The 23,339-nt window shown below is 68.4% G+C and carries 15 protein-coding genes; 8 read left to right on the plus strand and 7 right to left on the minus strand.

The window, feature by feature from the left end; genetic code table 11:
• Positions 1-159 precede the first annotated feature (159 nt).
• The 3 genes from DIR46_RS22515 to DIR46_RS22525 are packed head-to-tail and all read left to right on the plus strand — an operon-like array spanning position 160 to position 7,553.
• Positions 160-6,009 carry an ESPR-type extended signal peptide-containing protein gene (locus DIR46_RS22515; protein ID WP_109347229.1) on the plus strand — a complete coding sequence of 1,950 codons (5,850 nt, stop codon included), beginning with the start codon at positions 160-162 and terminating at the stop codon, positions 6,007-6,009.
• 36 nt (positions 6,010-6,045) lie between these two features.
• Entirely contained in the window at positions 6,046-6,786 is a 741-nt protein-coding gene (locus DIR46_RS22520; RefSeq protein ID WP_109347230.1) for a glycosyltransferase family protein, read from the plus strand.
• Positions 6,783-7,553: a glycosyltransferase family 2 protein gene (locus DIR46_RS22525; RefSeq protein WP_109347231.1), complete on the plus strand. Its 771-nt coding sequence runs from the start codon at positions 6,783-6,785 to the stop codon at positions 7,551-7,553. The genes DIR46_RS22520 and DIR46_RS22525 overlap by 4 nt, the downstream gene beginning before the upstream one ends.
• A gap of 18 nt (positions 7,554-7,571) precedes the next feature.
• On the opposite strand, the gene DIR46_RS22530 is transcribed toward DIR46_RS22525, so the two are convergent.
• The 5 genes from DIR46_RS22530 to DIR46_RS22550 all read right to left on the minus strand — a co-directional run bounded on the left by DIR46_RS22530 (position 7,572) and on the right by DIR46_RS22550 (position 13,394).
• The gene (locus DIR46_RS22530) at positions 7,572-9,263 is read right to left on the minus strand and encodes a diguanylate cyclase (protein ID WP_109347232.1); all 1,692 of its coding nucleotides are present in this window, start codon (positions 9,261-9,263) and stop codon (positions 7,572-7,574) included.
• A gap of 81 nt (positions 9,264-9,344) precedes the next feature.
• Positions 9,345-10,187, minus strand: a complete 843-nt coding sequence (locus DIR46_RS22535) for a glycosyltransferase family 2 protein (protein WP_109347233.1) — start codon at positions 10,185-10,187, stop codon at positions 9,345-9,347.
• On the minus strand, positions 10,184-11,059 hold the full coding sequence (locus DIR46_RS22540) for a glycosyltransferase family 32 protein (protein WP_109347234.1): 876 nt from the start codon (positions 11,057-11,059) through the stop codon (positions 10,184-10,186). The genes DIR46_RS22535 and DIR46_RS22540 overlap by 4 nt, the downstream gene beginning before the upstream one ends.
• Positions 11,056-12,270, minus strand: a complete 1,215-nt coding sequence (locus DIR46_RS22545; protein WP_109347235.1) for a glycosyltransferase family protein — start codon at positions 12,268-12,270, stop codon at positions 11,056-11,058. Before DIR46_RS22545 ends, DIR46_RS22540 begins: the two co-directional genes overlap by 4 nt.
• A complete protein-coding gene (locus DIR46_RS22550; protein WP_109347236.1) occupies positions 12,267-13,394 on the minus strand; it encodes a glycosyltransferase family 32 protein in 1,128 nt (375 codons plus the stop codon). The genes DIR46_RS22545 and DIR46_RS22550 overlap by 4 nt, the downstream gene beginning before the upstream one ends.
• Before the next feature lie 123 nt (positions 13,395-13,517).
• Here DIR46_RS22550 and clpB point away from each other — a divergent pair, with 123 nt between their 5' ends.
• From clpB to DIR46_RS22575, 5 genes are all read left to right on the plus strand, one after another.
• Complete coding sequence (gene clpB, locus DIR46_RS22555) at positions 13,518-16,127, plus strand: ATP-dependent chaperone ClpB (RefSeq protein WP_109347237.1); 2,610 nt, start codon at positions 13,518-13,520, stop codon at positions 16,125-16,127.
• A gap of 291 nt (positions 16,128-16,418) precedes the next feature.
• Positions 16,419-17,717: an isocitrate lyase gene (gene aceA / locus DIR46_RS22560; RefSeq protein ID WP_109347238.1), complete on the plus strand. Its 1,299-nt coding sequence runs from the start codon at positions 16,419-16,421 to the stop codon at positions 17,715-17,717.
• Between the two features lie 129 nt (positions 17,718-17,846).
• Positions 17,847-19,097 (plus strand): 23S rRNA (adenine(2030)-N(6))-methyltransferase RlmJ, encoded by a 1,251-nt coding sequence (locus DIR46_RS22565; RefSeq protein ID WP_109347239.1) that lies wholly within the window; start codon positions 17,847-17,849, stop codon positions 19,095-19,097.
• 131 nt (positions 19,098-19,228) lie between these two features.
• Positions 19,229-20,509, plus strand: coding sequence for an EAL and HDOD domain-containing protein (locus DIR46_RS22570; RefSeq protein WP_109347240.1), 1,281 nt, complete (start codon positions 19,229-19,231; stop codon positions 20,507-20,509).
• Positions 20,510-20,575: 66 nt separating this feature from the next.
• Positions 20,576-21,886: a TonB family protein gene (locus DIR46_RS22575; RefSeq protein ID WP_109347241.1), complete on the plus strand. Its 1,311-nt coding sequence runs from the start codon at positions 20,576-20,578 to the stop codon at positions 21,884-21,886.
• Here DIR46_RS22575 and DIR46_RS22580 read toward each other — a convergent pair.
• Both DIR46_RS22580 and DIR46_RS22585 read right to left on the minus strand, forming a co-directional pair.
• Positions 21,880-22,629, minus strand: coding sequence for an SAM-dependent methyltransferase (locus DIR46_RS22580; RefSeq protein ID WP_109347242.1), 750 nt, complete (start codon positions 22,627-22,629; stop codon positions 21,880-21,882). The genes DIR46_RS22575 and DIR46_RS22580 overlap by 7 nt on opposite strands.
• Before the next feature lie 19 nt (positions 22,630-22,648).
• Positions 22,649-23,245, minus strand: coding sequence for a Maf family nucleotide pyrophosphatase (locus tag DIR46_RS22585; protein WP_109347243.1), 597 nt, complete (start codon positions 23,243-23,245; stop codon positions 22,649-22,651).
• Positions 23,246-23,339 lie beyond the last annotated feature (94 nt).

A 23,339-nucleotide genomic window follows, 5' to 3' on the forward strand; every position in this document is an offset into this window, starting at 1 on the left:
GAGGGTGTATCGCGATCGACGTCACAAACTGTGGTGAAAATGCACACCGCACGTACCAATATGAGCCTGTCGGCATTTAGTATTGTTCAGCAGCATTGTTTCCGTTAAATAATATCGGTTTTACGGCTTTCGCCGTCTTCGTCACTTACCGATATTGTCATGAACCATATTTACCGCCTGATCTGGAACAAGAAACGCCATATGCTGATGGCCGTCGCCGAAGTCGCCAGCGCGAACGGCAAGGAAACCGTCAGCGACGCCGGCGTGCGGTGCGAGGTGGCGGGGACGGACCGGGGATTCACCGGCGCGCGCACCCTGCTGGCGACAGCCGTCGCGGCGCTGTTCCCGATCCTGGCGCTGGCGCAGAACGGCGGGGCGTACGACACCCGCCACATCGCCGAGCTGACTAGGTTGACCCTGAACGACGCGGATGACTCGAATGCGCAGGCCGCCGGCTGGCATATCGACAATGACGGCGAGCTCGATATCTCCGCGACCGATGCCGGCACCAGCCTGCAGAGCCTGTCGGGTTCCGGGACCGTGCTGCTGGGCGAGCGCCTGCTCACGCTCACCAACGCGAGCCCGGACCATGTCTTCCTGGGTACCATCCAGGGTTCCGGCGGCCTGCTCCTGGCAGGCGGCATCGGAATGCTCGGCGGCCTCAACGCGTACGAGGGCGCCACGACGATCAACGGCGGCGCGAGCCTGGCCCTGTCCGGCTCGGGCAGCATCGCGCTCTCGAGCGGCGTGCTGAATAATGGACAGTTCGACATCTCGGCCGCCGACAAGGACGTCGGCATCCGTTCCCTGTCCGGCAGCAGTTCGGGCAGTGTGGTGCTCGGCGGACGGACCCTGGTCCTCAGCGCCGCCAGCGGCCATTATGCGGGCGCGATCACGGGTGCGGGCGGCCTGACGGTCGAGGACGGCGAAGAAGTGCTCAGCGGCGTCAACCGTTACACGGGCGCGACCAGCATCGGCTCCGACGGCACCCTGGCCCTGAGCGGCAGCGGCGCCATCGCCATGTCGAGCGGCCTGTTCAACAATGGCGTGTTCGACATCTCGGCAAGCCATGACGGCGCCCAGGTACAGAATATGGAGGGCAATGGCGCGGTCTGGCTGGGCGGCAAAACGCTGACGTTGACCAATGCTGGCGGACAATTTGACGGCAGCATACACGGTTCGGGCGGCCTGGCGATCGCCGGCGGCTATGCGACCCTGACCGGAGCCCAGCACTATACCGGCGATACCACGATCGCGCAGCAGGCCGTGCTGTCGCTGACCGGACAGGCCAGCCTTGCCGCCTCGCGCGAAGTGGCTGTCGACGGCGCCCTCTACTTCACCCAGCCAGGCCAGGATACCCGGCTGCAGTCGCTGTCCGGCTCGGGCACGGTGATCCTGAATGACGACAGCCTGGTCCTGACCGATGCCCACAGCCGTTTCGACGGCGGCATCCATGGCGCGGCTGGGTTGACGGTTGCGCAAGGCACCCAGACCCTGAACGGCGCGAACTGGTACAACGGCGTGACCCGGATCGACGACGGCGCCGGGCTGGCGCTGGGCGGTTCCGGCAGCATCGCCCTCTCGAGCGGCGTGGTGGCCGATGGCCGGTTCGATGTCTCGCAGGCGACGGCCGGCGCGCAGATCACGACCCTGTCCGGCTCGGGTGCGGTATTGCTGGGCGGCCAGGTCCTGACCTTGACCCAGGCCAGCGGCAATTTCTCGGGCAGCATCCAGGGCTCGGGCGGCCTGGCCATCGCCGCCGGCCACGAAATCCTCAGCGGCGCCAATACCTATAGCGGCGACACGGTGCTGGCGCAAGGCGCCCGCCTGACGCTGGAAGGCGAGGGCAGCATCGCCAACAGCCGCCTGGTGCTCGACGGTAACCGCTTCGACATCGCTGCCACCGACGGCGGCGCCGCCGTCAAGAGCCTGTCCGGCTCGGGCTCGGTCATCCTGGGCGACCAGTCGCTCACCATCACCGGCGCCGGCGACACCTTCACCGGCAATATCCGCGGTTCCGGCGGCCTGGCGATCACCGGCGGCACCCAGGTGCTGGATACCCACCTGAGCGTGTTCCACGGCGCGACCACAATCGCGAGCGGCGCCACCCTGGGCCTGGCCGGCCAGGGCAGCGGCGGCCTGGCGATGTCGAGCGGCGTGCTGGTCAATGGCACGCTCGATATCGCCGCCATGCAGGTGGAAGCCGAGATCAAGACGCTGGCGGGCGCCGGCGCCGTCAACCTCGGCAACAACAAGCTGATCCTCACGAATGCCAGCGGCAACTTCTCGGGTACGATTCGCGGCTCGGGCGGCCTGGAACTGGCTTCTGGCCAGGAAATCCTGAGCGGACGCAATACCTACAGCGGGGACACCAGCATTGCCCAGGGCGCCACCCTGGCGCTGGCGGGTAACGGCAGCATCGCCAACAGCCGCGTCACTGGCGACGGCACGCTCGACATCGCAGCCAGCAACGGCGGCGCCGCCGTCAAGAGCCTGGGCGGCTCCGGCGCCGTCCTGCTGGGCGGCCAGACCCTGACCCTGACCCGGGCAAGCGATACCTTCAGCGGCCGCATCGACGGCTCGGGCGGCCTCACCGTCGCCGGCGGCAGCGCGGTGCTGGCCGGCGACATTCGCTACACCGGCCGCACCAGCATTGGCGCCGGCGCCAGCCTGGCCCTGTTGGGTAAGAGCAGCCTTGCCTCGTCGAGCGGCGTGCAGGCTGACGGCACCTTCGACGTCAGCCAGGCCGACAGCGCCCAGATCAAGACGCTGTCCGGCGCCGGCGCGGTCCGGCTCGGGAACAATACGCTGCGCCTGAGCGATGCCAATGGCACCTTCACAGGCGTCATCAGCGGCAATGGCGGCCTCGAGGTGGCAGCCGGCACTGAAACCCTGGGCGGCGCCAATACCTACCGCGGCGCCACCACCATCGGCCGCCACGCCACGCTGGAGCTCTCCGGCGACGGCAGCATCGCCGCCAGCCGGGTCGACGTCGCGGGCACCCTGGACGTTTCGCGCAGCGACGGCAAGGCCGCCGTCAAGAGCCTGACGGGCGCCGGCACTGTGCGGCTCGGCACGCAGACCCTGACCCTGGCCGAGGCCGCTGATAGTTTCGGCGGCAATATTACCGGCGCCGGCGGCATTAAGCTGGCGGGCGGCAAGCTGGGCTTTACCAGCGCCCAGGACTACACCGGCGCCACCGACATCGCCAGGGGGGCTACCCTGGCCCTGACGGGCAGGGGCGGCATCGCCGGCAGCGCGGTCGGCGTGGAGGGCGTGTTCGACGTCTCGGGTGCGTCCGGCAAGGTCGCGGTCGCGGGCCTGGGCGGCGCCGGCTCGGTATTGCTGGGGGCGAACGACCTGAGCGTGACGCGGGCCAACGGATCCTTCAGCGGCATCCTCGCCGGCAACGGCGGCCTGAACCTCGACGGCGGCAAGCTGTCCCTGGCCGGCAACAACACCTACACCGGCAAGACCGTGGTCGCCAACGCCACCCTGCGCACGCTGGCCGACGCCAACCTGGGCCTGGGCCGCAGCGCCCTCGAGCTGGCCGACGGCGCCTGGCAGACCGGCGCCGACATGACCCACACCCGCGGCCTGCTGCTGGCCGGACGCGGCACGGTCGACGTCGACGCCGCGACCACGCTAGTCGAGACCGGCAAGGTGGACGGCAGCGGCAAGCTGGTCAAGGATGGCGCCGGCACCCTGATACTGCGCGGCACGCTGGCCAACGGCGGCGGCCTGCAGGTGAGCGGCGGCACGCTGGCCCTGAGCGCCGACAACACCTTCACGGGCGGCGCCACGATCGGTTCCGGCGCCACCCTGCGCATCGACCGCGACGCCAACCTGGGCGCGGCCGGCAGCGGCCTGGTGCTCGACGGCGGCCGCCTGCAGACCACCGGCACGCTCGGCTCGGCGCGCGGCATCGAGGTGACGGCGAAGAACGGCGTGATCGATACCGAAGGCGCCGCCAGCGTCGTGACGCTGGACGGCGACATCAGCGGCGCCGGCCGCATCGTCAAGGACGGCGAAGGCACCCTGGTGCTGGCCGGCGACAACGCCGGTGGCCGTCTCGCGGCGAACCGGCCGGGCGATGGCTGGACCGGCGGCCTGACCATCAATTCGGGCCTGGTGAAGGTGACCAATTCCTGGGGCCTGGGCTGGGGCAGCGTGATGACCTTCAATTCGGGCACCATCCACGCCACGGTCGACATCCTGACCGGCCAGGACATCACCATGGGCCGCAAGACCGACATCAACGTCGATGCCGGCACCACCACCACGCTGGCGGGCGGCCTGATCTCGACCGGCGCCGGCGACGGCTGCTTCAACAAGACCGGCCTGGGCACCCTGAACGTGACGGGCGCGGCGCGCATCGACGCCACCTGCGTCCTCGAGGGCAAGCTGCTGGCCAACGGCGTCTTCGCCAGCAAGGTGATGGTCGCCAAGGGCGCCACGCTGGGCGGCGCCGGCACGCTGCAGGGGGACTTGATCGTCCACGGCACCCTGTCGCCGGGCAACTCGCCGGGCATGCTGAGCGCCGATTCGAACATCACGATGGCCGCCGGCAGCACCTACAAGCAGGACATCGGCGGCGCCCGCCAGGCCGGCATGGACACGCCGATCGGCGCGGCCGGACATTACTCCTTCCTGCACGTGGTCAACGGCAAGCGCTTCACGATCGAGGCCGGCGCCACGCTGGCGCCGGCGCTGAAGAACCTGTACACGCCCGGCCAGGCCGGCTACGGCTCGGCCCAGTTCGTGCCCGAGCTCGGCCAGAACTTCCTGATCCTGACCGCCGACGGCGGCATCGACGGCCGTTTCGATACCCTGGCGCAGCCGGATGGCCTGGGCGCCAATACCCGGCTGGCGGCCTTCTACGACCATGGCGGCAACAACAGCATCGAGCTGAAAGTGCTGCCGGCCTCGTACGCCACCTGGGCCGGGGACGCGAGCGCCAATGCGCGTTCGGTGGGCGCGGCCCTCGACCGCATCGTCGACCTGGACCAGGCCGGCAAGGGCAGCGCCGCCCAGACCAGCCTGAGCTACCAGACCGGTTCGCGCAACGCGCAGCAGCTCGGCGGCGTGCTGCAGGGCCTGGCGGGCGAGGTGCATGGCGCGCTGGCGGCGGCCCTGCCGCAGGCCAACTGGGAACTGCAGCGCACCCTGCTGCAGCGCGCGGACAGCCAGGACGGGCGCGCGCTGTGGATCGACCTCGGCGCCGGCCGCGCGAAGTGGAAGGGCGGCGACGTCGCTTCCGCGTTCGACGCCGACCGCGTGCAGGTCACGGTCGGCTTCGACCTGCTGAAGGAGCGCGATGTGCGCCTGGGCTTCGGCGCCAGCCACGCCAGCACCGACCTCGATGCGCTGGCCGGCAACGGCAAGCTGCGCCAGAACAAGGTGTTCGCCTATGGCGAGGCGGCCGCGGGCAAGGTCGTGTTCGACCTGCAGGGCAGCTATGGCCGCGACAAGACCGAAAGCAGGCGCGCCGATCCGCTCGATCCGGCGGCCGGCCTGGCCACGCGCGGCAGCGGCAACAGCGCGCTGCTGGGCGTCGGCGCCAGCCTGCCGACGCTGCTCGGGGGCGCCAGCTTCGCGCCGTTCGCCCGTGTGACGGCCCAGCGCGTCGAGCGCGACGCGCTGGCGGAAAGCCCGGCCTCGGTGGCGGCGCTGGCGCTGGACGAGTGGTCGGCCAACGGCGCCCGCGCGGTACTGGGCCTGTCCGGCGCGTCGCGCAACCTCGATCCGCTGCTGGCCTCGACCTGGCGCTTCAAGCTCGGCGCCGGCGTCGACGGTGGTGAGCTGCTGCGTCCGGTACTCGGCGCTACCCTGGCCGGCGAGCGCATCGCGGCCGGCGCGCCGGACGTGGGCCGCGGTTTCGTACAGGGCGGTGTCACCGGCACCGTCCAGCTCAGGAAGGGGGCCTATCTCTACTTCGGCGTGAGCGGCGAAGCACGCAGCGATTACCACACCGTGGGCGGCAACGCCGGCCTGCGCGGCGTGTTCTGATCGCCGCCGGAGCAGACCTAAGCTAGACTGTACGCCATGCTCGAAGGACTGCCCCATTTCTGGATCAACCGCGCCGCCGACGAAGGGCGGCGCCTGCTGGCGCGCGAGGCCTTCGAGCGCGCCGGCGTCGTTCACGCACGCATCGAGGCGGTCACGCCCGACACCTTGCCCACGGTGAAGGTGCGCGAGCCGTTCGCCAACTCGCTGTCCGAGCTGGCGATCGTCGCCTCGCACCTGCGCGCGGCCGGGGCCGCGCTCGACGCGGGCGCGGCGGCGGCGGTGATCATGGAAGACGATGTGCGCGCCCACCACCGCTACGACGGCGCGGCGCTGCTGGCGTCGGCGCCGCCGGACTGGGAAATCCTGCAGCTGCACGTGAGCCATGCGTCGGTGATCGGCGAGCTGGGCGAGCTGTACCTGCGCCACGGCATCCTGTGGCATGAATGGGAGCCGAGCTGCTACTCGGCCGGCGCCTGGGTCGCGCGGCGCGGCGCGCTGGCGTCGCTGCTCGCGCGCTACAGCCCGGACGGGGTCGGGCTCGACCTGTCCGGCGTGCACGCCTGGGGCAAGCTGGTGGCCGATCACCTGCTGTACCGGCGCACCGCCTGCTACACGGCGACGGTGCCGTACTTCTTCAACGACATCGGCCTCGACTCGACCCATGCGCCGCAGCGCGACGCCACCCACCATCGCCCCGGCGCGCTGGCGGCGCAGGGGCTCAGGCAGCGCATCCTCGCCGCCAGGGGCGCCTACCCGTTCGCGCTGGACCAGCGATGAACGGCGCCGGCCACGACGTCGCGGTGGTGATCGCCACCACCTGCCGCCTGTCTCTGGCGCGCGCCGTGCGCTCGGTCTACGGCCAGCGCATCGACGGACGCATCCAGGTCCTGGTCGGCGTCGATTGCGACCCGCACGGACGGCTCGATGCACTGCTGGCGCAGCTGGCGCCGGAATGCCCGCCCCACGTCACGCTCAGCCTGATCGACCTGGGTTACTCGACCTCGCGCCGCCATGGGGGCGTGCACGCCTCGTTCTACGGCGGCTCGCTGCGATCGGCGCTGACCCTGCTGGCCGACAGCCGGATCGTGGTCTATCTCGACGACGACGACTGGTTCAGGGACGACCATTGCGCGCGGGTGCTGGCCGCGATCGAAGGCAGGAAATGGGCTTTCTCCTACTCCGTTTACGCCGACGGCAACACCGGCCGGGAATTGTGCGTGGACGAGATCGAGAGCGTGGGCGTGGGCCGCGGCATCTATGCCGAGCGCTTCGGCGGCTTCGTGCGGCCCAGCGGGCTGGCGATCGACAAGCTGCAGCTGCTGCACCTGGTGCACCTGTGGTCATGCGCCGCGTTCGCGACCGGCGACGGCGAGGACCGGCTCGTGTTCGAGCAGCTGCGCCACGAGCCGCATGGCTGCACCGGCGTGGCCAGCGTGTGCGTGGCGCTCGACCCGAACGACGCGCTGCATGCGCGGCGGGTGGAATTCATGCGTACGCGCGGGGTGACGTATGACGGCGCCGACAAGGTCGAGTCGAGCCGCTAGCCCCGGCCGGCGCCAGGTTCAGGCTGGCGCGGCGGTGCCGGCAATGACCACCCGGTTACGCCCATCCTTCTTGGCCGCGTACAGGGCGCGGTCGGCTGCCTGCAGCGGATCGGCTTCCTGCCCGCCATCGCCGTTCCATTGAGCGACGCCGAACGAGGCCGAGATGCCCGAGATCGTCGCGCCCTGGTGCTGGATGACCATCTCGGCCAGGGTCTGGCGGATCGACTCGGCACACTTCGCAGCTTCTTCTGCGCCGCAATCGGGCAACATCAGCACCAGTTCCTCGCCGCCGTAGCGGCAGGCCACGTCGCTGGCGCGCACCCGCTGCAACAGGGTGCGGCTGGCCGCCTGCAGCACCAGATCGCCGCCATCGTGGCCGTACGTATCGTTGATGCGCTTGAAGTGATCGAGGTCGATCATCACCACCGAGCAGACGCTCCGGCTGCGCTGTGTGCGCGCCAGTTCGCGCTTGAGCGACTCGTCGAAGAATCGCCGGTTGTACAGGCCGGTCAGCGGATCGACGGTCGATTGATGGCGCAGCGTGTTGCGCAGCGAGACATTGCTGATCGCCAGGCTGAGCTGTTCGGCCAGCGAGACGATGTGTGCGTTGTCGCTCGGGCTTGCGTCGTGCCGGTCGCCGGCGATCACCAGGATCCCAATCACATCACCCTGGGAAATCATCGGCACGCAGGTCTGGGCCTCATGGTCACCGTGCCAGGTCGCGCGATGGTCGCAGCACAGATCGTGTTCTCTATTGGCGCGATGGACCTTGCCCAGGCGCAGGGCCCAGCATTCGCCTGGCGCCACCGTGGGCGGCGCATCTTCCATCAGGCCCCAGCTGGCCTTCAGTTCGAGCACGTCACGCGAATTGCGATATAGATAGACCGCGCCAGATGCGCCAGGCAACAGCTTGCGCAGGAATACCGGTAACACCCGCTCGAGCTCGGGCAGTGTCTTCACGCTATCGAGCGCCTGCAGCATATCGGCAGTAATCGCCAGGCGCTCGGCGCGTATGGCGGCCTGTTGCGCCAGCTGTGCGTTGTTCTCCGCCAGTAATGTCGACCGGCGCGCCGATTCCGCCTGTTCATTCAGGCTCCTGGTCACGATATAGATGGTGGCAAAAATCAGCACGACGCTGGCCAGGCTGGCGCCGATGCCCAGCGCCGAGTTGTAGCGCAGGGTCGCTGTCAGCTCGTCGCGCAAGCCGCTGCGGTGGTCGGCCAGCGCCTTTTGCTGGCGGCCGAGCAGGGTGCGCAGCTCGTCCATGATGATCCTGCCGCGCTGGCTGGCCACCATGTCCATTGCCGCCTGCGACTTTCCGGCTTTCTTGAGGCGGATGGTCTTGTCCATTTCGCGGACCTTCGCCTGGCTCAGTTCGACGATACGCGCCACCAGCGTGCGCTCCGCATCCGAACCGGCGTGCCGTTGCAGATGCTCGAGCGCGGCGGGTATGCCCGCCACGCCCGCGTTGTACGGGGCCAGGAAACTCTCGTCGCTGCCGATCAGGAAGCCGCGTTGCCCGGTCTCGGCGTCCTGCAGCAGTGTCAGCATGAGCCCGTAGGCACGTTCCTTGGCAGCCCCTTCCTTCAGCGCCTCCAGGGTGGCGTTCGCCTGGGAGCCGCTGAGGATGGGCAGCGTGGCAAGGCAGGCAAGGATGACGATGATGAGGGTGCCGAAAATCTTCAGGCTGGCGTCGAGTCGGGAAAACATGCTGGAGGGAAATAATAAATTTGGCAGATGATAGCCCGGGACGGGCGCGGCCAATGCGCGAAACAGCCGGCCACATTCGCTTCAGTTCGGACGATCGGCGCGTGGCGCCGTCGCCAGCGCCGCCGCGTAGGCCGCATGCGGTCCATGGGCGCCCAATGCCGCCAACGCCGTCTCGTATCCCGTCGGCGCCTGCTCGAAACTGGCCGCCGCCCAGATCGCCGCGAAGTGTTCCGCGGCCCAGGTATTCGCTCCGGTCTGCACATAGGTGTAGGCCCACGGCGCATCGAGCAGCAGCACCCGCCCGCGCCGCAGCATGGCGTGCATCACGGCGGTGTCCTCGCCGCGCGCCAGCGCCGGGTAGGGCGGCACGCTGGCGCGCCGCGCCAGCATCGAACCTTCCCATTCGCGGGCGCCGGACACGCCCAGCCGGCGCGCGCCCGGCGCCCACAGCAGCCAGCGCTGCAGGAACATCGCGTCGGCCCCCAGCGCCAGCAAGGCCTGCATTCCCAACCCGATGCGGTCGGGGTGGTACAGGTCGTCGTCGTCCCACTGGCAGACCCAGTCGCCGCGCGCGGCCTCCAGCGACAGGTTGCGCAGCTCGCCCAGGCTGGCCGCGGGTGTGGAAGGGTAGACCAGCCGGATGCGCTCGTCGCCCAGCTGGCGGCAATAGGCCTCGATCGCGGTGCCGGGCGCGTCGCAGACCAGCACCAGTTCGCGGCTGGCCCAGCCCTGGGCGCGGAAGCAGTCGACCGCGAAGCGCGCCGGGAACAGGCGGCCGCGGGTCACCATCAGGCACGATACCAACGGCTGCGCGCCGGGCCAGGCCAGCTGCTGCAGCACGCCTTGCGCCACCTGCACGCCGTCCTGGCCCAGCTTGAAGCCGGCGCCGCGGCCGGGGCCGGGCAGGAAGTCGGTCAGGTTCATGGGGCGGATTCCGGCAATGATTCCGGCAACGATTCCGGCAATGATTCGGGCAGGTAAGGCTGCGCCAGCAGCGCATAGGTCGAGGCGCCGGCGCGCACCCAGTCCTCGGTCAGCAGGCCGGCATGGAAGCTGGTGAAGTCGGTGCGCGCGGCGTCCCACCACAGGTGGCTGCACAGGTGCAGGCTGACCACGTCGCGCAGGTCGGGATCGATCCGCTCGAACAGGTTGCGCATGCCGTCCGGCGTCCACGGCTGGCGGTAGAAGTACTGGCGCGGCGCCACGTGCACCAGCTCCGGGTGCGCTTCCCACAGGCGCGTGGCGAGCTGGCAGGAGTGGCTGGTCCACTTGCCGTCGAAGGCGGCGTGGGAATCGTGCAGCCAGCGCGCGATGAAGGGCGCGCCGGGACTGGCCGCGATCAGGGCGTTGCACAGCGACGGGCGCAGGATGCCGCGTTCGTCGGGCAGGGCGCCTTCGTCGCCCAGCACGCAATCGTAATCATGCAGGTGGTCCGGCATGGGGGCGACGAACAGCGTGTCGATGTCGGCATAGATGCCGCCATGCCCGGCCAGCACCCGCAGGCGGATGAAGTCGGCCTCGTGGGCATAGCTCCAGCCGGCGGCGGCGATCAGGCGGCCTTCGCCGGATTGCTGGTAGGCGGCCTGCGGCAGCGCCTCGCGCGTCACCTTGCGCAGCACCAGGTGCGGCTTGATGCGATCCCACAGCGGCCCCCACGGTTCGTGGTCGTGGTGGAACCAGATCGCGTGGCCGGGGTTGAGACGGCGGCACGATTCGAGGCACAGGTAGTGCGCCAGGTGGAATGGTTCGTCCTGCACGCGCAGGCCGAACACGAAGTGGAAGATGCGCGGGATCATGGCTGGCCCTCCAGGACGCCGATCGCACGGGCGAACTGGCGCATGACGGCGCCTTCGGCGTAGCGGTTGGCGATGGTCTCGCTCAGGCGCCTGGCGTGGAGATCGGGCGCATCGCGGTGGATGAAGCGGTAGCGCATCTTGGCGCGCGCGTCCGCCACGTCGGCCACCGCCCAGCGCTGGTCCGGCGCATAGGTGGTGCCGGGCCAGTCGATCGCTTCCAGGCGGCCGCCGACCAGGCCCGGATGGTCGCGCCCGAGGTAGTCGAGGGGGCCGCTCCAGCCCGTCATCAGGACCGGACGCCCGAGGGTGGCGGCCTCGAAGGCGCCCATGCCCCAGCCTTCGGCGCGGCTCAGGGACACATAGGTGTCGCCGATGCCGTGCACGCGGTCGATCCAGCTGCCATCGAGGCCGTCGCCGGCCAGTACGCCGATGCGCGGCAGTTGCGCGCGTGGGCTGCGCGCGGCGAAGGCGCGGATGGTTTCCTGCACCAGCTCGCGCGAGGTCTTGCCCTGTTCGTGGGGCAGCGGGAAATGCACCGGCCGGGTCGAGGTCTTGATGCACAGGGCGGCCGCTTCGACGGCCGTGAATTCGGCGAGGAAGGCCTCGACCAGGCGCGGCAAGTCCTTGCGCAGCATCCAGGCGCCGATCGTGTAGAACACGTGGTCATCCGGCCGGAAGCCCATCCGCTCGCGCAGTTCGGCGCGTGCGGCGGGCGTGACGTCGTCGACCGCGTGGCGCCGGATGTGCGGCACCACGTGCACCGGCACGGTCACGCCGCCGGCGCGAAACGCATTCGCGTTGAAGGTCGACGGTACCAGCACCGCCTCGAAGCGGTTCAGGATCGCCGGCCAGTGGGCCGGGATGCGGTCGGCTTCCCAGGTGCAGTAGGCATAGTTGCGCTTGCCCGGCTCGAGGCAGGCTTCCAGGTATTCGGGCACCAGGTGGGCGACCACGATCTCGCAGTCGCGCGGTGCCGCGCAGCGCGCGAGGATGGCGGGCAGGTCGCGCAGGCCCGGGTCGGCGCCCGCCGCGCGCATGCATTCGAGCAGCCCGGGCGCCATGCCCGGTTCCCAGAACTGCAGGCCCTGCGGCCCCCAGAACACGGGCTGCCACTGTACCTCCAGGCCCAGGTTGAGCAGGCCGCGCACGTAGGCAAGGCCCGACAGGCCGTAGCCGGTGGTATCGCCGTAGGAGACATATTTGATGGTCATGCGGTTTCCTGGTGCGGTCGCTCGACGCGCAGGCCGGCGATGCGCAGCAGCCCCGCGCCGGCGCTGAAGACGCCGATCACGATGTCCTTGCGGCTGGTGGCGACGTCGAGGTCGAGCGCCGGCGTGGCCGCGCCGCCGCCCAGGCGGTGCCCGGCGCGCGCCAGCGGCAAGCCGGAATCGTTCTCCAGCGCCGCCAGGGTCACTGCGGCGCCGGCGGCCGCGTCGTCCAGCTCGAGCAGCACCCGGTAGCGGCCCGCCGCGAACGGGATCGGCAGGTGGCACAGCGCCACCGTGTCGAGCGCGCCGTCGCTCCTGGCCGGCGCGCCTGGATAGACCAGGCGGCCGCCGTCGAGCGTTGCCGCGGTGCGACCATGGCGCGCCAGGTAATCGGCCTGGATCAGCACCGGATAATCGGCGGCATAGGTCAGGCGGGCGTAATAGAAATCGTTGTAGTCGTTGACGCCCCGGTCCAGCCCCAGTTCCGCCAGCCCGGCGGCGCGTTTGGTGCGGTAGCCGATCAGGCGACCGTCGGTGGCGTCGACGAAGGCCAGCGACTCGGTATCGTTGCGCTGGGCCAGGTTGCTCACCTCGCCCAGGTGGATCTGGTCCGGTTCGCAGTGCAGGGCGATCGCCTTGCCCAGCAGCACCGGACCCGTGGGGCACAGCGAGGAAGCGCCACGGTAGCGGCTGCGGCAGTTGGCCACGATCATCCGGATCGCCGCCGCCAGGGCCGGCGCGCCGGCCGGCGCCCCCAGGATGGTGTTGCTCACGATCCAGGGCGCAACCACGGCGCGGTCGCGGAACACGATCAGCTTGCCCGATTCCAGCGGCAGCGGGGCATGGAAGAACACCGACAGGTCGGCATACAGCCCGCCGAACTCGTGCAGCAGGCACAGGCGCGCCAGGTCGGCGCGGTAGGCATAGGGCAGCAGCTGATCGTAGGCCCAGGCGACGTCGGCTTCCATATGGGTGCGCAGGAAATCGCGGATGGCGTCCTCGCGGTACACATGGTGCGGCAGGCCCGGGTGGTGCTCGCGCAACGACGCGAGATTGCGTGCGATGGCGGGCGGGAGCGCCTGGTCGGCAGGGGCCTGGTCGGCGATGAGAATGCTGAATAGGTTCATTGGCTGAGACGAAAGCGCGTGTCCGCATTGTACGGGATGGCGGGGGCGTGCGGCATCTTGAAAAGGCTCTGGCTCAACCCCATCTTGCTCTCATGCTAATAACAACCTCTACGGAGCAACACCATGCGGCAAGATAAATTGACGACCAAGCTCCAGGAAGCCCTGGCGGATGCCCAGAGCCTGGCGGTCGGCAACGATAACCAATACATCGAATCGATTCACCTCCTGATCGCCCTGCTGAACCAGGACGACGGCAGCGCGCGCTCGCTGCTGCAGCGCGCCGGCGTCAACGTCGGCGCGCTGACCAATGCCCTGAAGGCGCAGCTGGAGCGCCAGCCCAAGGTCACCGGCGCCGGCGGCAACGTCCAGGCCGGGCGCGACCTGATGGCCTTGCTGAACCTGTCCGACCGCGAGGCGCAAAAGCGCGGCGACCAGTTCCTGTCGTCCGAGATGGTGCTGCTGGCGCTGTCCGACGACAAATCCGACGCCGGCCGCCTGGCGCGCGAGAACGGCCTGGCCCGTAAATCGCTGGAGTCGGCGATTTCTGCCGTGCGCGGCGGCGAAGCCGTGAATTCGCCCGAGGCCGAAGGCCAGCGCGAAGCCCTCAAGAAGTACACGCTCGACCTGACCGAGCGCGCCCGCGCCGGCAAGCTCGACCCGGTGATCGGCCGCGACGACGAGATCCGGCGCGCGATCCAGGTGCTGCAGCGGCGCAGCAAGAACAATCCGGTGCTGATCGGCGAACCGGGCGTCGGCAAGACCGCCATCGTCGAGGGCCTGGCCCAGCGCATCGTCAACGGCGAGGTGCCCGATTCGCTCAAGGGCAAGCGGGTGCTGTCGCTCGACATGGCGGCGCTGCTGGCCGGCGCCAAGTTCCGCGGCGAGTTCGAAGAGAGGTTGAAGAGCGTATTGAAGGAGCTGGCGCAGGATGAGGGCCAGACCATCGTCTTCATCGACGAGATCCACACCATGGTCGGCGCCGGCAAGGCCGAAGGCGCGATGGACGCCGGCAATATGCTGAAACCCGCGCTGGCGCGCGGCGAGTTGCACTGCGTCGGCGCGACCACGCTCGACGAGTACCGCAAGTACGTCGAGAAGGACGCCGCGCTCGAGCGCCGCTTCCAGAAGATCATCGTCGACGAGCCGAGCGTGGAGGCGACCATCGCCATCCTGCGCGGCCTGCAGGAGAAGTACGAGCTGCACCACCAGGTGGACATCACCGACCCGGCGATCATCGCCGCGGCCGAGCTGTCGCACAGGTATATCACCGACCGCTTCCTGCCGGACAAGGCGATCGACCTGATCGACGAGGCGGCGGCCAAGATCAAGATCGAGATCGATTCCAAGCCCGAAGTCATGGACCGCCTCGAGCGCCGCATGATCCAGCTGAAGATCGAACGCGAAGCCGTGCGCAAGGAAACCGACGAGGCGTCGCAACGCCGCCTGGAGCTGCTGGGCGAGGAGATCGCGCGCCTGGAGCGCGAGTACAACGACTACGAAGAAGTGCTGAAGGCCGAGAAGGCGGCGGTGCAGGGCACGACCCATATCAGGGAAGAGATCGAGCGCATCCGCTACCAGATGGAGGAAGCGCGGCGCCAGAGCAACTGGCAGCTGGCCTCGGAACTGCAGTATGGCCGCCTGCCGGAGCTGGAGGCGCAGCTGCGCCAGGCCGAAGACGCCACGGCCCGCGCCGAGGCCGACAACGTGAAGCCCAAGCTGCTGCGCACGCAGGTGGGCGCCGAGGAGATCGCCGAGGTGGTCTCGCGTGCGACCGGCATTCCGGTGGCGCGCATGATGCAGGGCGAGCGCGACAAGCTGCTGCACATCGAGGACGAGCTGCACAAGCGCGTGGTGGGCCAGGACGAGGCGATCGAGGCGGTGTCGGATGCGATCCGGCGCTCGCGCGCCGGCCTGTCGGACCCGAACCGTCCCTACGGCTCATTCATGTTCCTGGGCCCGACCGGCGTCGGCAAGACCGAGCTGTGCAAGGCGCTGGCGGCCTTCCTGTTCGATACCGAGGATGCCCTGGTGCGCATCGACATGAGCGAATTCATGGAGAAGCATTCGGTCGCCCGCCTGATCGGCGCGCCGCCGGGCTACGTCGGCTACGAGGAGGGCGGCTACCTCACCGAGGCCGTGCGCCGCAAGCCCTATAGCGTGATCCTGCTCGACGAGATCGAAAAGGCGCACCCGGACGTGTTCAACGTGCTGCTGCAGGCGCTGGACGACGGCCGCATGACCGATGGCCAGGGCCGCACCGTGGACTTCAAGAACACGGTGATCGTGATGACCTCGAACCTCGGGTCGCACCGGATCCAGTCGATGGATACGGACGAACCCGCCGTGGTGAAGATGGCGGTGATGGCCGAGGTGCGTGGCCACTTCCGACCCGAGTTCATCAACCGGATCGACGAGATCGTGGTGTTCCATGCGCTCGACGAGAAGAACATCGGCGCCATCGCCCGCATCCAGCTGCACAACCTGGAGGCGCGCCTGGCCAAGATGGAGATGACGCTCGATATCGACGAAGAGTCGCTGCAGAAGATCGCGGAGGCCGGCTACGATCCGGTATATGGCGCGCGGCCGCTCAAGCGCGCGATCCAGCAGCAGATCGAAAATCCGCTGTCCAAGGCGATCCTGGCCGGCCGCTTCGGGCCGAAGGACACGATCCCGGTGCGGGTGCGCCATGGCGAACTGGCGTTCGGCGAGGAGGCGGTCGACCTGGCCAAGTAACGCAACCTTTGTTGCGGGCACGAGGGGCGCGGTATTCTGCCGCGCCCCTCGTCATTTTCCACGATGCGAAATCACTGTTCTGCGATGTGGAATGTGCAGCAAATCCGCCGGCAGGTTCGCTCTCATGCTGAGAAATTTTGTTTCACATGATGGTTTGGTATTGGTAAGTAGTTGAAATCAAACTAAATTATTTTACTGTTCTGTCTTATATAAGAGTGATTGTGCTGCGCACAAACCGGGCTAAGATGGTGTCAATGGATTCGCACTTACCTTCAACTTCAGGAGAGCATCATGACCAGCCGTGAACAGCAAATCGCCGAACTGCAGCAGGAATGGGACAGCAACCCGCGCTGGAAAGGCGTGGTCCGCAACTACACCGCGGCCGACGTCGTCCGCCTGCGCGGCTCGCTTCCGATCGAGCATACCCTGGCCAAACGCGGCGCCGACAAGCTGTGGAAGCTGGTGCACGACGAGCCCTACGTCAACGCCCTCGGCGCCCTGACCGGCAACCAGGCGATGCAGCAGGTGAAGGCCGGACTGAAGGCGATCTACCTGTCGGGCTGGCAGGTGGCGGGCGACGCCAATGCCGCCGGCGAGATGTATCCCGACCAGTCGCTGTATCCGGCCAACTCGGTGCCGCTGGTCGTGCGCCGCATCAACAACACCTTCCAGCGCGCCGACCAGATCCAGTGGTCCGAGGGCAAGGACGATATCGATTACTTCGCGCCGATCGTGGCCGATGCCGAGGCCGGCTTCGGCGGCGTGCTCAATGCCTACGAACTCATGAAGTCGATGATCGAGGCGGGCGCCGCCGGCGTGCACTTTGAAGACCAGCTGGCCTCGGTCAAGAAATGCGGTCACATGGGCGGCAAGGTGCTGGTGCCCACCCGCGAGGCGGTCGAGAAACTCAACGCCGCCCGCCTGGCCGCCGACGTGATGGGCACGTCGACCCTGGTCATCGCCCGCACCGATGCCGAGGCCGCCGACCTGCTGACCTCGGACGTCGACGCCAACGACAAGGAATTCTGCACCGGCGAGCGCACGGTGGAGGGCTTCTTCCGCGTCAAGCCGGGCATCGAGCAGGCGATCTCGCGCGGCCTGGCCTATGCGCCGTATGCCGACCTGGTGTGGTGCGAGACCGGCAAGCCCGACCTCGAGTTCGCGCGCCGCTTCGCCGACGCCATCCACGCGAAATTCCCCGGCAAGATGCTGGCCTATAACTGCTCGCCCTCGTTCAACTGGAAAAAGAACCTGGACGACGCCACCATCGCCAGGTTCCAGAAAGAGCTCGGCGCCATGGGCTATAAATTCCAGTTCATCACCCTGGCTGGCTTCCATGCGCTCAACTACGGCATGTTCAATCTCGCCCACGGCTACGCCCGCAGCGGCATGTCGGCCTTCGTCGAGCTGCAAGAGGCGGAATTCGCGGCCGCCGAGAAGGGCTTCACCGCCGTCAAGCACCAGCGCGAAGTGGGCACCGGCTACTTCGACGCCGTGACCCAGGCCATCCAGCAGGGCCAGAGCTCGACCACCGCATTGCATGGCTCGACGGAGGATGAACAGTTCTTCGAGCCCAAAAAGGTTGCGTGATCGTCGGGGCGGCGACGTAGTCGCCGGCCCCCACTGGAATTCCCAGCCGCAGTCGGTTGTAGTGGATAATGGCGCCACATTCTGCCGCCAACTTTCTCGCGGCAACGACTCTTTTAGGAATTCCAGCTTATGTTGAGCTACCGCCACGCCTTCCACGCGGGTAACCACGCCGATGTCCTCAAGCATTTTGTACAGGTGCAGCTGCACCTGTACATGAACCAGAAGGATGCCGCCTATACCTATATCGACACCCACTCGGGCGCCGGCGTGTATGCGCTCGATAGTTTCCAGGCGACCAAGACCGCCGAGTTCGATACCGGCATCGGCCCGCTGTGGAACTGCACCGATGTCCCGGCCCCGCTGAAGGAATACCTCGACCTCATCCGGGGCATGAATCCGAGCGGCAAGATGCGCTACTACCCGGGTTCGCCGTATGTGGCCGAGCAGATGTCGCGCGAGCAGGATCGCCTGCGCCTGTTCGAGCTGCACCCAGCCGATTGCAAGATCCTGGCCGATAACTTCCGCAAGCTCGACGCACACAAGGCCGAGCAGGGCGAGCGCTCGCGCGGCCGCCGCGTGATCATCGAGCATGGCGACGGCTTCCACAGCATGAAGGCGCTGCTGCCGCCGCCGTCGCGCCGCGCGCTGGTGCTGATCGATCCGCCCTACGAGATCAAGGACGACTACAAGCGCGTGCGCGACGCGCTTGAAGAAGCGTTGGGTAAATTCCCGAGCGGCATGTATGCGATCTGGTACCCGGTGCTGCAGCGCATGGAGTCGCGCCAGTTCGCCGACCGCCTCAAGCGCCTGCCGGCCAAGGAATGGCTCAACGTCACCCTGACCACCAATACCCCGACCCCGGACGGCACCGGCCTGCACAGCAGCGGCATGTTCATCCTGAATCCGCCGTACACACTGGAGCCGATCCTGCGCGAAGTCATGCCCTATCTGGTGCGCGTGCTGGGCAAGGATGCCGGCGCGCGCTTCACGATCGAAAAGGGCACCCAGGTGACGGGCGCCGCCGCCGGCCGCCTGGCGGGCGACGCGCCGCGTGCGCCGGTGGGCAATGCGCGCCGCGCCAGCCCGCTGTCGGGCAAGGGCAGCCTGCGCCTGCCGGGCCAGAGCATGCCGCGCGTCGACGAGGCGCCGGCCGCCCCGGCCAAGCCGGCGCGCGCCGGCGGTCCACGCACTGCCGCGCCACGCGATGGTGCACCGCGCGACGGCGCGCCACGCGGCAACGCGTCGCGCAGCCGTGCCGACGCGGCCACGGGCCCGCGTGACGGCGCACCGCGCACCGCGCGCAACAGCGCCGCCCGGCCGGCAGCGCCGAGCGCGCCGCGCAATGGCCGCACCCGCCAGGGCGGTGGCGGCCGCGGCTGATTCGAACCCCGTTCGATTCGATGTCGAAATGCTAAGATTAGCATTTTTGTAGTATAGTCGGCGTAGATGGGCGGCGTGTGCCGTCCACCGGGCGCGGCGCGCTGCCGTGACTGTTTCCAGGAGTATTTTCGATGCACGCCGATGCAACGGCAGCGGTCTCCGTGCCGTCCGATGATTTCTTTCTTGCGCGTCAGCCCATTCTCGGGCGCGACCAGCATCTGGTGGCGTTCGAGCTGCTGTTCCGTGCGGCCGGCGAGGACCACGACGCCAAGCTGACCGACGGCGCGGCGGCCACCGCCGCCGTCATCTCGCACGCATCCCAGCTCGGCATGGAGCAGGTGGTGGGAGAGCAGCTTGCCTTCGTCAATGTCGACGAGGTGGTGTTGATGAGCGACTTCGTGCGCTTCCTGCCTCCACACAAGGTGATCCTTGAAATCCTCGAGACGGTGGAACCGACGCCGGAACTGCTGGCGCGGGTGTCCGAGCTCAAGGAACTCGGCTTCAAATTCGCGGTCGACGACGTGGTCGAGCACTCGAGCGAGCTCGACAAACTGGTGCAGCTGGTCGACATCATCAAGGTCGACGTCAAGGGCGTGGTCCCGAACGCGCTGGCGCAGCTGGTCGCATCGCTGCGCGGCACCGGCAAGCGCCTGCTGGCCGAGAAGGTCGAGACCATCGACGAGTTCAAGCTGTGCATGGAACTCGGCTTCGAGTATTTCCAGGGCTATTATTTCGCGCGACCCGTGACCCTCAGCGGACGCAAGATCACGCCGTCCGAGATCACCATCCTGCGCCTGCTGGAACTGGTCAACTCGAACGCCGACAGCCAGGCGATCGAGACCGCCGTCAAGCGCGACGCGTTGATCAGCCTGAACCTGCTGCGCCTGGTGAACAGCCGCGCGGTGCCCGGTCCGCGCATCGAGTCGCTGTCGCAGGCCCTGGCCCAGCTCGGCCGGCGCCAGCTGGGGCGCTGGCTGCAGATTCTGCTGTACACGGCGGCCGGCGCCCGGGTCGAGCTCAAGTCGCCGCTGCTGCAGCTGGCCACGACGCGCGGCAAGCTGCTCGAACTGATGACGCTGCGCGTGCGGCCGGGCGACACCGCCAGCGCCGACCGCGCCTTCACGGTGGGCATCATGTCGCTGGCCGAAGCCCTGTTCTCGGTGCCGATGGCCGACATCCTGGCCCACGTCGACATCGCTCACGACGTGCGCGAGGCGCTGCTGGAGCGCGAAGGCGACTTCGGCACCATGCTGCGCATCGCCGAGCTGCTCGAGGCGGCCGAGGGTGGCGGCAAGCTGGCCTGCGCGCTCAAGAAGATCGGCCTGACGGTGGCCGAGGTGCGCGAGATCGAGCTGGCGGCGTTCGACTGGGTGCGCGAGCTGACCACCGACGCTCCGCCGCTGCCGCAGTAGCTACGGCATCGCCTTTGGTGACATTGCGTGAGCGTGTGGTGCCGCGCCAGGCGCTACAGTCATGGGATGAGTGTCGCCATCCTTTTCCTGGCCGCCGCCGCGGCCGTCGCTTCGGTCCACGATTCCGCAGAACAGGATCGCATCCGGCAAGCGATGAAATTCGATCTTTACGCCTGCGCGCGTCCCGACTATCCGCCTGCCGCGCTTGCGCAAAGGGCCGGGGGACAGTCGACGCTGGACATCCGGATCGATGCCGAGGGCAAGGTCACTGACGCCCGTGTCGCGGTGTCCAGCGGCAGGGCCGATCTGGACGCGGCGGCGCTGGCCGGCATCCGCAAATGCGCCTTCCATGCGCTGAACACGCTGGGCAAGTCTCCAGGCAAACGGTTTGCGGCGCAGTTCATCTGGCAGCCGGGCGAACCGCCCCGGGCGCTCGATCCGGCGCTGGTCGCGCGTACCCAGCGGCTGGCGGAACTGGGCGATCCCGCCGCCCAGAACACGCTCGGCACCTGGCATGAGCAGGGGCGCTTCGGACAGAAAGACCTGGCGCAGGCCGCGGCCTTGTACCGTCTGGCAGCGCACGGCGGCAATGCTTTCGCGCAGAACAATCTCGGGGTATTGCTCAACCGCGGCGTCGGCGTGGCGCGCGATCGCCGCCAGGCGGTCTTCTGGTATGCCAGGGCAGCCGAACAGGGTCATGGCTGGGCCCAGGCCAATCTGTCCTGGGCCTATCAGCATGGCAGCGCCGGCGAGCCGAATATGGAGCAGGCGCGCGCGTGGCTGACCCGGTCGGCCGAAGGCGGTCTGGCCGCCGCCCAGGTGCGCCTCGGCCTGCTGATGCTTGAGCGGGCGGTCTATGCCGAAACGCGGGCGCCGGGTGCGCAGTGGTTCGCACGCGCGGCCGTGGCGGACGATCCCGCCGGCCTCTACTACCTGGGGCGCAGTTACGAGCTGGGAGTCGGCAACGAGCCGGATGACGCGCTGGCCGCTGCACTGTACCGGCGCGCGCTCGGGCGTAGCGGCGGACGCGCCGAAACGGCGCTGGCGACATTGATCGAGGCCGGCCGGGAGCAGGCCGAAGCGCCGGACGAAGCGCTGACATTGTACGAGACCGCGATGCGGTCGGGCGATGGCGGCGCCTTCTATCACTATGGACTCGTGCTGGAACGGCGTGGCGATCACGCGCTGGCGGCCGCGCTGTTCCGGCATGGACAGCGGCTGGGAGACTGCCGGGCGGCCGTGCGAGCCATCCAGGCCCGGGCGGGGAGGGCGCCGCAAGCGCACGTCGCATCGCTGCGTGCGATCCGGCCGGTATCGGTGGAGCAGTGCGGCAATCCGCTCGACCCCCGGCGTCACGGTTGGCGCGAGCTTTACTGACCCAAAAACAGGAATACGGTCGGTTTCTTGTGGAAGTCCGGCCCGTTATTGACCGCCAGCGCCGCCTTCCACCTGGCGGCCGTCATGGTGCGCACCGACTCCGTGGGCAGCGACAGGTCGGTCGCCACGCAGATCAGGGTGCCGGGCTGGCAAGCGCCCGCCAGCGCTTCGAGCATGGCGCCGTTGCGATACGGCGTTTCGATCAGCAGCTGGGTCTGGCGCTCGGCGCGCGAACGTTTTTCCAGATCGACGATGCGCTTGGTGCGCTGCGCCGCGTCAAGCGGCAGGTAGCCGTTGAAGGCGAAGCTTTGTCCGTTCAGGCCGCTGGCCATGACGGCCAGCAGCAGCGACGACGGTCCCACCAGCGGTCGCACGGCGATGCCGTGCTGGTGGGCCAGGCGCACCAGGTCGGCGCCGGGGTCGGCCACCGCCGGCACGCCGGCTTCCGACACCAGGCCCGCGTCGCGGCCCGCCTGCAGCGGCGCCAGTAGTTGCGCCAGCGCCGTCGGCGGCGTATTCACGTTCAGTTCCGCGATCTCGATTTCCTGCAGCGGCTTGGCCAGCGGATGGTCGATCGCGATCAGTTTCAGGAAGGCGCGGGCGGTCTTGGCGTTTTCCGCCACGAAGTAATCGAGCTTGCTGGTCAGCGCCTGCACCTGGGTCGGGAGCAGGGCGTTCAGGGCGCCGGGAGCGGCGTCGGTCGGGCCGAGGGTGTTCGGAATCAGGTACAGGGTGCCGGGCATGATGAAATGAATAAATGAATCAGGCGCCAAAAAATCGGACGCCGGCCTTGCGCAGCATCCCGGTCAGGGCGATCAGCGGCAGGCCGGTGAGGGCGGTGGGGTCGTTCGACTGGATGCTTTCGAGCAGGGCGATGCCCAGCCCTTCGTTCTTGGCGCTGCCGGCGCAGTCATACGGCTGCTCGATGCGCAGGTAGGAGTCGAGTTCATGATCGGGCAGGTCGCGGAAGGCGACGCGCACCTGCACGTTCTCCGCTTGCGCCGCCTGTTCGGGATCGGCCACGCGGCCATCCCACAGGCATAAGGCGGTATGGAACACGACTTCGCGTCCGCGCATCAGCTGCAGCTGGGCCAGGGCGCGCGGATGGTCGCCGGGCTTGCCGATCTGCAGCCCATCCAGCGTGGCCACCTGGTCGGAACCGATCACCAGCGCGCCGGGGTGCAGGGCTGCTACGGCCTGCGCCTTCGCGCGCGCCAGGCGCAGGGCGGTGGCTTGCGGTATTTCGCCGTCCAGCGCGGTCTCGTCGATGTCGGGCGCGACGGCCTCGAAAGGCAGGCCAAGGCGCTGCAACAGTTCGCGGCGGTAGGCGGAGCTCGAGGCGAGGATGAGCGTAGGCATCGGTTTCATGGCGCTGGTTGATGAGGATATGACGGGAAAATACGACGGTTTTTTGACGCTGGCGCGAAAAGCCTGCTATTATCGCAGGTTTTCC

Source organism: Massilia oculi, assembly GCF_003143515.1.
Lineage (GTDB): Bacteria > Pseudomonadota > Gammaproteobacteria > Burkholderiales > Burkholderiaceae_D > Telluria > Telluria oculi.

What these genes read in the sequence shown, in the direction of transcription:
- DIR46_RS22515 (WP_109347229.1), top strand. Translation starts at nt 160, where the DNA reads ATGAACCATATTTACCGCCTGATCTGGAACAAGAAACGCCATATGCTG.
- DIR46_RS22520 (WP_109347230.1), top strand. Translation starts at nt 6,046, where the DNA reads ATGCTCGAAGGACTGCCCCATTTCTGGATCAACCGCGCCGCCGACGAA.
- DIR46_RS22525 (WP_109347231.1), top strand. Translation starts at nt 6,783, where the DNA reads ATGAACGGCGCCGGCCACGACGTCGCGGTGGTGATCGCCACCACCTGC.
- DIR46_RS22530 (WP_109347232.1), bottom strand. Translation starts at nt 9,263, where the DNA reads ATGTTTTCCCGACTCGACGCCAGCCTGAAGATTTTCGGCACCCTCATC.
- DIR46_RS22535 (WP_109347233.1), bottom strand. Translation starts at nt 10,187, where the DNA reads ATGAACCTGACCGACTTCCTGCCCGGCCCCGGCCGCGGCGCCGGCTTC.
- DIR46_RS22540 (WP_109347234.1), bottom strand. Translation starts at nt 11,059, where the DNA reads ATGATCCCGCGCATCTTCCACTTCGTGTTCGGCCTGCGCGTGCAGGAC.
- DIR46_RS22545 (WP_109347235.1), bottom strand. Translation starts at nt 12,270, where the DNA reads ATGACCATCAAATATGTCTCCTACGGCGATACCACCGGCTACGGCCTG.
- DIR46_RS22550 (WP_109347236.1), bottom strand. Translation starts at nt 13,394, where the DNA reads ATGAACCTATTCAGCATTCTCATCGCCGACCAGGCCCCTGCCGACCAG.
- clpB (WP_109347237.1), top strand. Translation starts at nt 13,518, where the DNA reads ATGCGGCAAGATAAATTGACGACCAAGCTCCAGGAAGCCCTGGCGGAT.
- aceA (WP_109347238.1), top strand. Translation starts at nt 16,419, where the DNA reads ATGACCAGCCGTGAACAGCAAATCGCCGAACTGCAGCAGGAATGGGAC.
- DIR46_RS22565 (WP_109347239.1), top strand. Translation starts at nt 17,847, where the DNA reads ATGTTGAGCTACCGCCACGCCTTCCACGCGGGTAACCACGCCGATGTC.
- DIR46_RS22570 (WP_109347240.1), top strand. Translation starts at nt 19,229, where the DNA reads ATGCACGCCGATGCAACGGCAGCGGTCTCCGTGCCGTCCGATGATTTC.
- DIR46_RS22575 (WP_109347241.1), top strand. Translation starts at nt 20,576, where the DNA reads ATGAGTGTCGCCATCCTTTTCCTGGCCGCCGCCGCGGCCGTCGCTTCG.
- DIR46_RS22580 (WP_109347242.1), bottom strand. Translation starts at nt 22,629, where the DNA reads ATGCCCGGCACCCTGTACCTGATTCCGAACACCCTCGGCCCGACCGAC.
- DIR46_RS22585 (WP_109347243.1), bottom strand. Translation starts at nt 23,245, where the DNA reads ATGCCTACGCTCATCCTCGCCTCGAGCTCCGCCTACCGCCGCGAACTG.